The organism is Alteromonas sp. 4NH20-0056 (genome assembly GCF_057539655.1).
Window position 1 is genome coordinate 110,389 of the sequence record NZ_BAAJLS010000009.1, and the last position, 11,169, is coordinate 121,557.

Here is an 11,169-nt window from a genome sequence, read left to right on the forward strand (position 1 = left end):
ATGTCACGAGTAGCAAAAGCCCCAGTAGACTTGGTATCAGGTGTAGAAATTACAATCTCTGGCCAAGAAATTACTGTTAAAGGTAGTAAAGGCACTTTGACTCGCGTTCTTAACGACGCAGTAGAAGTTGTACAAGAAGAGAACCAACTTAAAGCACTTCCACGTGAAGGTTTCGCTGACGGTTGGGCGCAAGCAGGTACTGCTCGCTCTCTTGTTAGTGCAATGGTTCAAGGTGTTTCACAAGGTTTTGAGAAAAAGCTTCAGTTATTAGGTGTTGGTTACCGTGCACAAGCACAAGGTAGCAAACTTAACCTAACACTAGGTTTCTCACACTCAGTAGTATACGAGATGCCTGAAGGCATTACCGTTGAAACTCCTAGCCAAACTGAAATCGTCGTCAAAGGCGCCGATAAGCAGATGGTAGGACAGGTTGCGGCGAACATCCGTGGCTACCGTCCACCAGAGCCTTACAAAGGCAAAGGTGTACGTTATGCTGACGAAAATGTACGTCGTAAAGAAGCTAAGAAAAAGTAGGTGGGTGATACGATGGATAAGAAAACAGCTCGCATTCGCCGCGCAACACGCGCACGCGCAAAAATTCGTGAACTGGCCGCGCATCGCTTGGTAGTTAACCGTACACCTCGCCACATCTACGCTCAGTTAATCGCTCCTAGCGGTTCTGAAGTGTTAGCGGCGGCTTCAACTGTTGAACAAGGTCTTTCAAAAGATCTTAAATCTACAGGTAACGCTGAAGCAGCGGCGGTAGTCGGTAAAGCAATCGCAGAACGCGCTCTTGAGAAAGGCATTAAAGCAGTGGCTTTCGATCGTAGTGGCTTTCAATACCACGGTCGCGTTAAGGCATTAGCTGATGCAGCTCGCGAAGCTGGCCTTCAGTTCTAGGAGTTTATAATGGCTAAACAAGAAGTTCAGAACGGTGAACTATTAGAGAAATTGATTGCTGTAAACCGCGTATCTAAAGTGGTTAAAGGTGGTCGTATCTTTAGTTTCACTGCATTGACAGTAGTGGGTGACGGTAATGGTCGCGTAGGTTTTGGTTACGGTAAAGCACGTGAAGTGCCTGCTGCAATCCAGAAAGCTATGGAAAAGGCACGTCGCAATATGGTTGACGTTGACCTTAACGGCCACACGTTACAGCACCCAATTAAAGGTCGTCACTCTGGCTCTAAAGTTTACATGCAACCTGCATCAGAAGGTACCGGTATCATCGCCGGCGGTGCAATGCGTGCAGTACTTGAAGTAGCTGGTGTACAGAACGTACTTTCAAAATGTTACGGTTCTACAAACCCAATCAACGTTGTTCGTGCAACAATCAACGCGCTGACAGAGATGAATTCTCCAGCGAAAGTTGCTGCGAAACGTGGATTGTCTGTAGCAGAAATTTTGGGGTAATCAGACATGGCAACGATTAAAGTAAAGCAAACTAAAAGTGCGATTGGCCGCTTGCCAAAGCACAAAGCTACGCTTAAAGGTTTAGGCCTTCGTAAAATCAACCATGTTCGTGAACTGGAAGATACCCCAAGCGTCCGTGGCATGATCAACCGTGTATATTACATGGTTGAGATAGTGGAGGAGTAAGAACATGCGTTTAAATACTATTGCTCCTGCACCAGGAGCTAAACAATCTGGTAAGCGTACTGGTCGTGGTATCGGCTCAGGTCTTGGTAAAACGAGTGGCCACGGTCACAAAGGTCAAAAAAGCCGTTCAGGTGGCCGCGTTAAGCCAGGATTCGAAGGTGGTCAGATGCCATTACAGCGTCGTCTTCCTAAATTCGGTTTCACTTCACGCAAGAGCTTTGTTACTGATGAAGTAACACTTGCAGAAATCGCAAAGGTTGATGGTGATACTGCTTCTCTTGAAACACTTAAAGCAGCTGGTCTTGTTAAAAAAGAAATCCAGTTCGTTAAAGTTATCAAGAGCGGTGAAGTTTCACGTGCTGTTACAGTAAGCGGGTTAAAGGTTACTAAAGGCGCTAAAGAAGCGATTGAAGCTGCTGGCGGTAAAGTAGAGGAATAAGCTAGATGGCTAAACCAGGATTGGATTCAGGCGCAAAAAGTGGCTTGAGTGAGCTTAAAGCAAGATTGTTGTTCGTACTTGGTGCGATTGTTGTTTTCAGATTGGGTTCATATGTTCCTATTCCGGGCATCGATCCAGCTGTACTTGCTGACTTGTTCGAGCAACAGAAAGGCACCATTGTAGAAATGTTTAACATGTTCTCTGGTGGTGCGCTTGAGCGTGCATCCGTTCTGGCTTTGGGCATTATGCCATACATTACTGCATCCATTATCATGCAGTTGCTCTCGGTGGTTCACCCACCGATGGTAGAGCTTAAAAAAGAAGGCGAGGCAGGTCGTCGTAAGATTAGTCAGTACACGCGTTATTTAACGTTGATACTGGCTGTCTTCCAGTCAATTGGTATTTCGACTGGTCTGCCAAACCTAATTAATGGATTGGTATTGAACCCTGGCTTCGGATTCTACTTTACGGCAGTAGTGAGCTTAGTCACAGGAACTATGTTCCTTATGTGGTTAGGTGAGCAAATTACCGAACGAGGTATCGGCAACGGTATTTCTATCTTGATTTTTGCTGGTATTGTTGCCGGTCTGCCAACAGCGATAGGTCAGACAGCGGAACAAGCGAGACAAGGCGACATTAACTTGTTGTTCTTGTTGTTGATTGGCGCAATTGTCATTGCTCTTACATACCTAGTTGTATTTGTAGAGCGCGGACAGCGCAGAATTGTGGTAAACTACGCAAAACGTCAGCAAGGCCGTCAGGTTTTTGCTGCGCAAAGCACGCATTTGCCACTGAAAGTCAACATTGCTGGTGTTATTCCACCAATCTTTGCTTCCAGTATTATTCTGTTCCCAGGGACTATCGCAGGATGGTTTGGGCAGAATGAATCAACAGCGTGGTTGCAGGATGTAGCATTAATGCTATCTCCAGGTCAGCCGCTGTACGTGATGTTATATGCAGCAGCTATTATCTTCTTCTGCTTCTTCTACACGGCGTTGGTATTCAACCCGCGTGATACAGCAGATAACTTGAAGAAGTCTGGTGCGTTCATCCCAGGTATCCGTCCGGGTGAACAAACGTCGCGTTACATTGATAAGGTAATGACTCGCCTCACATTGGCTGGCGCACTGTACATAACCTTTATTTGTTTGGTGCCTGAATTCATGCTAATTGCCTGGAATGTGCCGTTCTACTTCGGTGGTACGTCGCTTCTAATTATTGTGGTGGTTATCATGGACTTTATGGCACAGGTGCAGACGCATTTGATGAGTAGTCAATATGAGTCTGTTCTGAAGAAAGCTAACCTTAAAGGCTACGGTCGTTAAGTTAGCCTACTACGGAGTGATGTAATGAAAGTTCGTGCATCAGTTAAAAAGATTTGCCGTAACTGTAAAGTTATCAAACGCAACGGTGTTGTGCGCGTAATTTGTACAGAGCCAAAGCATAAGCAAAGGCAAGGCTAATCTAAGCGGTACAGAATATTTGCAAAGCTAAGAGCAGAACCTGACTTATACTTATCAGGTTCTGCAGTTTTGTTTATAAGTATTTTGCACCTATTATTTGCAATTTGGTCGACGGATAAGTATCCTATCGGGCTTTTTAGGTCGTCGACAAATAAACAAGAGGAGTGCTGTTAATGGCCCGTATCGCTGGCATTAACATTCCTGAGCACAAGCATGCTGTAATCGCTATCCAGGCGATCTACGGCGTTGGTCCCACACGTGCGAAAAGCATTTGTGCGGGTGCTGGTGTTGCAGAAAATACAAAAATCAAAGAGCTAGACGAAGCGACAATTGATAAGCTTCGTGACGAAGTGGCGAAGTTTACTGTTGAAGGTGATCTACGTCGTGAAGTCTCTATGAGCATCAAACGTTTGATGGACCTGGGTTGCTTCCGTGGTATTCGCCACCGTCGTAGCTTGCCTCTACGTGGTCAGCGCACTAAAACTAATGCGCGTACCCGTAAAGGTCCTCGTAAGCCAATTAAGAAGTAAGCGGGGAGTAAGTTATGGCAAAAGCACCAGCTCGTAGCACGCGTAAGCGCGCTAAACGTCAGGTTGCAGACGGTATGGCTCATATCCATGCGTCTTTCAACAACACAATTGTGACTATTACAGACCGTCAAGGCAATGCATTAGCATGGGCGACATCTGGTGGTTCAGGTTTCCGTGGTTCACGTAAATCTACCCCATTTGCTGCACAGGTTGCTGCTGAGCGTGCAGGTGTAGCTGCACAAGAGTACGGTCTTAAGAACCTTGAAGTTTTCGTTAAAGGTCCAGGTCCAGGCCGTGAGTCTGCGATCCGTGCACTTAACGCAACTGGTTATAAGATCACAAACATTACCGATGTGACTCCTATTCCTCACAACGGTTGTCGTCCACCGAAAAAACGTCGCGTTTAATCTGCGGACAGTTGGAGAAAGATCATGGCAAGATATTTGGGTCCAAAACTCAAACTTAGCCGTCGCGAAGGAACAGACTTGTTTCTTAAGAGCGGCGTTCGCGCAATCGATTCTAAATGTAAAATCGATACTGCGCCTGGTCAGCATGGTGCCCGTCGTGGCCGTTTGTCTGACTACGGTGTTCAGTTGCGTGAAAAACAAAAAGTTCGTCGTATGTTTGGCGTACTTGAAAAGCAATTCCGTAACTACTACAAAGAAGCTGCACGTCTAAAAGGCAACACAGGTGAAAACTTGTTACAGCTTTTGGAACAGCGTCTTGATAACGTAGTTTATCGTATGGGATTTGCTAGTACACGTGCTGAAGCACGTCAGCTAGTAAGCCACAAGGCGATCATGGTAAATGGTCAAGTTGTGAACATTCCATCGTTTAACGTTTCTGCCGAAGACGTGGTTTCTGTTCGTGAAAAAGCTAAAAAGCAAGCGCGTATCGTTGCTGCTTTAGAACTGGCTGACCAACGTGAGAAGCCAACCTGGATTGAAGTTGACAGTACTAAAATGGAAGGCACGTTCAAACGTGTTCCTGAAAGAACTGACCTGTCTGCTGAAATTAACGAACAGTTGATCGTTGAACTTTACTCTAAGTAAAGCTAACTAAAGAGGAAGCATTGTGGGTTCTGTGACTGAATTCCTAAAACCGAGATTAGTTGAGATCGAAAACGTTTCTCCTACTCGTGCCAAAGTAACTTTGGAACCACTAGAGCGCGGTTTCGGCCATACTCTAGGTAACGCCCTACGCCGTATTCTGTTGTCATCCATGCCTGGATGCGCGGTAACGGAAGTAGAAATTGATGGCGTTCTTCACGAGTACAGCACCAAAGAAGGTGTACAAGAAGACGTGATCGAAATCTTGCTAAATCTTAAAGGTTTAGCGGTTCGCCTTGAAGGTAAAACTGAGGCGACCCTAACACTAGTGAAATCTGGCGCTGGCCCTGTTGTTGCTGGTGATATTCAGCATGATGGCGACGTAGAAATTGTAAACCCTGACCATGTAGTTTGTACTTTAACTGGCGAAGCTGAAATCAGCATGCGTATTAAAGTAGAAATGGGTCGTGGTTACGTTCCAGCTTCTACCCGTCGCTCCTCTGAAGAAGATGATCGTCCAATTGGTCGTTTGTTAGTTGATGCTTCATACAGCCCAGTTGAACGTATTGCTTACAGTGTTGAGTCTGCTCGTGTTGAACAACGCACAGACTTAGACAAACTGATCATCGACATGGAGACGAACGGCACTTTAGATCCTGAAGAAGCGATCCGCCGTTCTGCAACTATCTTAGCTGAACAGCTAGATGCATTCGTAGATTTACGTGATGTGTCAGAGCCAGAAGCGAAAGAAGAGAAGCCAGAATTCGATCCGATTCTACTTCGCCCAGTCGACGACCTAGAGCTAACAGTACGTTCTGCTAACTGCTTGAAAGCAGAAGCTATCCAGTACATTGGTGACCTGGTACAGCGCACTGAGGTTGAGCTACTTAAAACGCCAAACCTTGGTAAGAAATCGCTAACTGAAATCAAAGATGTTCTAGCATCTCGTGGTTTGTCTCTAGGTATGCGCCTAGAAAACTGGCCGCCTGAGAGCATCGCTGAAAAAGATTAATCAGGTTTTTATCAAACTGATTTGTAGAGAAGGATAAAACTATGCGCCATCGTAAGAGTGGTCGTCAGTTGAATCGCAACAGCAGCCATCGTCAAGCTATGTTCAAAAACATGGCTGGCTCTTTGGTCAAGCACGAAGTGATCAAAACTACGTTACCAAAAGCGAAAGAATTACGTCGCGTAATTGAGCCTCTTATCACTATGGCTAAAGAAGACAGCGTTGCAAATCGCCGTCTAGCTTTTGCCCGCACAGGTGATAAAGAAGTAGTAGGTAAATTGTTCAACGAGCTTGGTCCTCGTTACGAAGCTCGCCCAGGCGGTTACACTCGCATTCTTAAATGCGGTTTCCGTGCAGGCGACAATGCCCCAATGGCATACGTTGAACTAGTAGACCGTCCAGTTGTTGAAGCTGAAGAAGAAGCAGTAGAAGCAACTGAAGAGTAAGTAATACTCTTTATTCTGAATTTCAGAATAGTAAAAAAACCCGGCTTAGGCCGGGTTTTTTGTTTTTGGCAAACATCTTGCAAAATTAACGGGTACTAATCGTTACAACGTTTTACTAACCGTTATCTATAGCAAGGATGTTTATGCTAACTGTTGCCGGCAACATGCATTCGCTCCCCCCCTCGGTATTACAAAATACCGGGTTAACTACCGCACTTGAGCGCCTAAGCTCTGGTTTACGTATCAATAGTGCCGCCGACGATAGCGCCGGGCTTCAAATATCTAATCGCCTCACTTCTGCCACGTTAGCGCATAAGCAGCTAAGCCGAAACTTAAACGACGGTATTAGCTATGCCCAAATAGCGGAAGGCGGCCTGCAAGAATCTGCCGATATTTTGCAGCGCATGCGGCAACTTTCCATGCAATCTCAGAATGGCATTAATACCGAGAGCGATAGAGCGGCGCTTGATAAAGAGTTTCAGCAACTTAAAAACGCCCTTAATGGCATTGCGTACAACACCGAAGCGTTCGACCGTCTGCCCTTGTTAGGCGATAACGACTTACTTTCAGACAATGTACCGTCGATCGGTGATACGTTTACGCCAGGCGTAACTGACCGACGTAGAAGCGGTCTAAGGTCTGTTGCCTATATCCCTGCGGGCTCAACCAATATAACGCTTAACATAGACAGCTTTTCTCAAGATGATGACCTGCAGGTCTTTACCACAAACGGTAAGCACCTCATTGGTACGCCACTAAGCGATGGGGTGTGGACGGGGAACGCAATCCGTAATGCTGCCGATATTGCGTCGCAATTCTTTTTAACCACCGACGGTTACGCGCCAGACGCTACCTATGACAATACCGATTTATTAACATCTGGCACATCGACAGTAAACGGGACGACGTTTGGCTTTAGTGGTGATAATCACCCCGGTTCTAACATAGAAACACTGACTATCGATGTGGCTAACGAGCCGCTGATAATATCAGTAGTAGGGACCGGCTCTTTCGATGTTACAGCAAACTGGGATTCACTAGGGCAACCTGGTAATGGCGGGAATAGTTTTACCGCAGGTCCTGTCGATATTACCGCCACCAATAGCGTTAAAATTGGCACCGAATACATTAACCTAACGAAAACGCCAGCAGGGCTGTCTGACCTTGGCTTGGTAGACAGTGATATTCTTACCAGTGATAACGCTGCAGCTGCATTGCAGCAGCTAGACAGCGCCCTTGAATACGTAAGTGAAAGCCGTGCGTTTTATGGCGCACGCATTAATCAAATGCAATCGGCGTATCGGGTTAACGCTCAAATGTTCGAAAGTGTATCAGCGGCGAGGGCACAAATAACCGACGCAGACTTTGCAACTGAAACTGCGCAGTTAACACAAAGCCAGATAGTAGAGCAGGCGAGTATCGCGGTGCGCGCACAAGCTAAATCGAGTGATGAGCAAGTGCTGGGTTTATTGAATAGTACGGGCTAGTCATTGTTTTGATATTGTTTGCCGATTACGCAGCGTAAGCAGTAATGAAATAGGCTACATTGACTTATCGAACAAATAGCGAAGTTAGCGTACCATCTTCAATACGCCCCAAATTCAGACTGTAAAGAACAAGAGAAAACTAGCTTTGAACTACTCAATTACCTGTTTTAAAGCCTACGACATAAGAGGCGAGCTAAACGCACAGTTAACAGAAGAGGTGGCCTATCGCATTGGTTATGCATTTGCTACCGAGCTAAGCGCGAAAACAGTCGTAGTAGGCAGCGATGTTCGTCTTACTTCTACGCCCCTTAAATTGGCGCTAAGCGCGGGGTTAATTGATGCTGGCGCGAACGTTACCGACTTAGGCATGGCAGGTACAGAAGAGATTTATTTTGCGACCAAGCATTTGGGTGTAGACGGTGGTATTGAAGTAACCGCAAGCCACAACCCTATTAACTATAATGGTATGAAGCTTGTAAAAGCTGGCAGTATTCCAATTAGTGGTGATACTGGCCTTAATGCTATAAAAGAGCGTGCTGAAGCGTTAAGTGATAAGTTTGTGTCTGAGCGCCTTTCATATTACACAAACGCGGTTAGCATTAACGAAGATGCCTTTTTCAACGGTACTGCCCATGTAGATGCGTCGCTTCTTTTAAATACCGATAATTACACCGTTAAATCGTGCATGAGCGAATATGTCAAGCATATGTTGTCTTATGTAAACCTACAAAATTTTACCCCGTTAAAGGTAGTGGTTAACGCAGGTAATGGTGCAGCCGGGCCAGCGCTTGATGCCATTGAAGCTGAAATGAAAAATCGCGGCGTACCTATCGAGTTTATTAAAGTTCATCACAACCCAGACGGTACATTTCCTCACGGTATTCCTAACCCACTGTTGCCAGAAAACCGAGCAGACACGGCGGATGCAGTAAAAGCATCGGGTGCCGATTTCGGTATAGCATGGGATGGTGACTTCGACCGCTGTTTCTTGTTCGATGCCGATGGCGAATTCATCGAAGGCTATTACATAGTAGGTTTGCTGGCCGAAGCCTTCATTGAAAAAAACACTGACAGTAAAATTATCTACGACCCGCGCGTATATTGGAATACCGAAGACATTGTGGCCAACGCAGGTGGTACACCCATAAAGTCTAAAACGGGCCATGCCTTTATCAAAGAACGTATGCGTAAGGAAGATGCGGTATACGGCGGCGAAATGAGTGCACACCATTATTTCCGCGACTTCGCCTACTGCGATTCAGGCATGATCCCATGGTTACTCATTGCTGAACTTGCGTGTGTGAAAAAACAAACACTAGCGAGCATGGTAAAAGAACGCATAAAAGCTTTTCCATCTTCAGGTGAAATTAACAGCAAGCTGAAAGATGCCGACGCTGCGCTTGAGCGCGTTACCAGTAAATACCAACCCCTTGCTAGTGTTATCGATACCACCGACGGCCTAGGCTTGGAGTTCGGTACTTGGCGTTTTAACTTACGTAAGTCGAATACCGAGCCGGTAATTCGCTTGAATGTCGAAAGTAAGGGTGATGTTCCGCTAATGGAAGAAAAAACTAAAGAATTACTAACACTAATAACCGATGAGTAAATGAGATAAGCGCGGTGTTCAACTCATTGCTTGTTTATATTTATTTGTACAATAAAGCTTTGTATTCTAATGTAAACGTAGCAAAATATTGCGTGTATCGTAACGTAAGGACCATACATTGAAACCAGTCATACTTGCTGGCGGCTCGGGTAGTCGTTTATGGCCCAAATCGCGTGCCGCGCTTCCAAAGCAGTTTTTGTCGCTCACTTCAGACAGCACCATGCTGCAAGACACTATTACTCGCTTAAAAGGCACCAAGGCACAAAGTCCTATTTTCATTTGTAACGATGCACATCGCTTTTTAGTAGCCGAGCAACTTCGCCAAAAAGATATTCACCACGGCGGTATATTACTAGAACCGGTTGGTCGCAATACGGCACCGGCTATTGCGCTTGCTGCCCTTCATGCAATTAAAAATAACGAAGACCCTGTATTGTTGGTACTAGCAGCAGACCACCTTATTCAAAATAATAGCGCATTTCACCATGCCATTGAAAAAGCCGAAAAGCTGGCAGAAGAAGGTAAGTTAGTGACTTTCGGTATAGTGCCAGACCAACCACATACCGGTTACGGTTACATTAAAGCGGGCAGCGAATTAGGCGATGGATTTGAAGTTGCCGAATTTGTTGAAAAGCCCGCGTTAGACACGGCCAAAGAATATGTAGATTCCGGAAGTTATTTTTGGAACAGCGGCATGTTTATGTTTAAAGCAAGCCGTTACTTGGAAGAACTGGGCAAATACAATCCTGAAATGCTAGACGTATGTAAACGTGCGATAGACACCGAAACACCAGATTTAGACTTTATCCGCGTAGATCACGATATTTTTGCAACCTGCCCAGACGACTCTATCGACTATACGGTAATGGAAAAAACGGATAGCGCCGCTATGGTGCCGCTTGATGCTGGTTGGAGTGACATAGGCAGTTGGACATCTTTATGGGAAACGGCGGAAAAAGACGAAAACGGCAACGCTACCGTTGGCGACACTATTCTAGAAAATACTAAAAATAGCTACGTAAATGCTGAACAGCGCTTAGTTTCAGTAATCGGGCTAAAAGATGTAATAGTTGTAGAAACGAAAGACGCAGTCATGGTTGCGCATAAAGACGATGCGCAAAGCATTAAAACCGTTGTAAACAAATTAAAAGCCGAAAAGCGCCCCGAGTTTGAATTCCATCGCGAAGTATTCCGCCCATGGGGAAGTTATGACTCTATTGATGGGGGAGAAAGGTTTCTTGTTAAGCATATCACCGTGAAAGCCGGAGAAAAATTATCTGTTCAAATGCATCACCATAGGGCAGAACACTGGGTTGTGGTGTCTGGAAGTGCCAATGTTACCATCGATGAAAAAACCACGTTGATTACTGAAAACCAGTCTGTTTATATTCCGATAGGCGCAGTGCATGCATTAGAAAATCCAGGGAAGATTCCGCTAGAGCTTATTGAAGTTCAGTCTGGTGCTTATTTGGGCGAAGACGATATTGTTCGGTTTTCTGATAGATATGGGCGTGTGGCGAAGCCGTAAACTAAAGAAGTGTAGC

General features: G+C 45.5%; 15 protein-coding genes. All 15 read left to right on the forward strand.

Annotated features, from left to right (window positions below; genetic code table 11):
- The 15 genes from rplF (at position 1) to AC27EZ_RS14910 (ending at position 11,153) form a co-directional block, all read left to right on the forward strand.
- Positions 1-534 carry a 50S ribosomal protein L6 gene (gene rplF, locus AC27EZ_RS14840; RefSeq protein WP_487136066.1) on the forward strand — a complete coding sequence of 178 codons (534 nt, stop codon included), beginning with the start codon at positions 1-3 and terminating at the stop codon, positions 532-534.
- Between the two features lie 12 nt (positions 535-546).
- Positions 547-900: a 50S ribosomal protein L18 gene (gene rplR / locus AC27EZ_RS14845; RefSeq protein ID WP_487136067.1), complete on the forward strand. Its 354-nt coding sequence runs from the start codon at positions 547-549 to the stop codon at positions 898-900.
- A gap of 9 nt (positions 901-909) precedes the next feature.
- Positions 910-1,410 (forward strand): 30S ribosomal protein S5, encoded by a 501-nt coding sequence (gene rpsE, locus AC27EZ_RS14850; RefSeq protein WP_487136068.1) that lies wholly within the window; start codon positions 910-912, stop codon positions 1,408-1,410.
- A 6-nt stretch (positions 1,411-1,416) separates the two neighbouring features.
- On the forward strand, positions 1,417-1,596 hold the full coding sequence (rpmD, locus tag AC27EZ_RS14855) for a 50S ribosomal protein L30 (RefSeq protein WP_487136069.1): 180 nt from the start codon (positions 1,417-1,419) through the stop codon (positions 1,594-1,596).
- Positions 1,597-1,600: 4 nt separating this feature from the next.
- Entirely contained in the window at positions 1,601-2,035 is a 435-nt protein-coding gene (gene rplO, locus AC27EZ_RS14860) for a 50S ribosomal protein L15 (protein WP_421132590.1), read from the forward strand.
- Positions 2,036-2,040: 5 nt separating this feature from the next.
- The gene (secY, locus tag AC27EZ_RS14865) at positions 2,041-3,360 is read left to right on the forward strand and encodes a preprotein translocase subunit SecY (protein WP_421132589.1); all 1,320 of its coding nucleotides are present in this window, start codon (positions 2,041-2,043) and stop codon (positions 3,358-3,360) included.
- 24 nt (positions 3,361-3,384) lie between these two features.
- Entirely contained in the window at positions 3,385-3,498 is a 114-nt protein-coding gene (rpmJ, locus tag AC27EZ_RS14870; RefSeq protein WP_013786217.1) for a 50S ribosomal protein L36, read from the forward strand.
- A gap of 173 nt (positions 3,499-3,671) precedes the next feature.
- The gene (rpsM, locus tag AC27EZ_RS14875) at positions 3,672-4,028 is read left to right on the forward strand and encodes a 30S ribosomal protein S13 (RefSeq protein WP_012519216.1); all 357 of its coding nucleotides are present in this window, start codon (positions 3,672-3,674) and stop codon (positions 4,026-4,028) included.
- Positions 4,029-4,042: 14 nt separating this feature from the next.
- The gene (rpsK, locus tag AC27EZ_RS14880) at positions 4,043-4,435 is read left to right on the forward strand and encodes a 30S ribosomal protein S11 (protein ID WP_013786215.1); all 393 of its coding nucleotides are present in this window, start codon (positions 4,043-4,045) and stop codon (positions 4,433-4,435) included.
- A gap of 24 nt (positions 4,436-4,459) precedes the next feature.
- The gene (gene rpsD / locus AC27EZ_RS14885; RefSeq protein WP_032094884.1) at positions 4,460-5,080 is read left to right on the forward strand and encodes a 30S ribosomal protein S4; all 621 of its coding nucleotides are present in this window, start codon (positions 4,460-4,462) and stop codon (positions 5,078-5,080) included.
- A 19-nt stretch (positions 5,081-5,099) separates the two neighbouring features.
- Complete coding sequence (locus AC27EZ_RS14890; RefSeq protein ID WP_421134781.1) at positions 5,100-6,089, forward strand: DNA-directed RNA polymerase subunit alpha; 990 nt, start codon at positions 5,100-5,102, stop codon at positions 6,087-6,089.
- A 41-nt stretch (positions 6,090-6,130) separates the two neighbouring features.
- Positions 6,131-6,532 carry a 50S ribosomal protein L17 gene (gene rplQ, locus AC27EZ_RS14895; protein ID WP_012519212.1) on the forward strand — a complete coding sequence of 134 codons (402 nt, stop codon included), beginning with the start codon at positions 6,131-6,133 and terminating at the stop codon, positions 6,530-6,532.
- Between the two features lie 143 nt (positions 6,533-6,675).
- Entirely contained in the window at positions 6,676-8,019 is a 1,344-nt protein-coding gene (locus AC27EZ_RS14900; protein WP_487136070.1) for a flagellin N-terminal helical domain-containing protein, read from the forward strand.
- Positions 8,020-8,164: 145 nt separating this feature from the next.
- Positions 8,165-9,625 (forward strand): phosphohexomutase domain-containing protein, encoded by a 1,461-nt coding sequence (locus AC27EZ_RS14905; protein ID WP_487136071.1) that lies wholly within the window; start codon positions 8,165-8,167, stop codon positions 9,623-9,625.
- A 118-nt stretch (positions 9,626-9,743) separates the two neighbouring features.
- Positions 9,744-11,153 carry a mannose-1-phosphate guanylyltransferase/mannose-6-phosphate isomerase gene (locus tag AC27EZ_RS14910; protein ID WP_487136072.1) on the forward strand — a complete coding sequence of 470 codons (1,410 nt, stop codon included), beginning with the start codon at positions 9,744-9,746 and terminating at the stop codon, positions 11,151-11,153.
- Positions 11,154-11,169 lie beyond the last annotated feature (16 nt).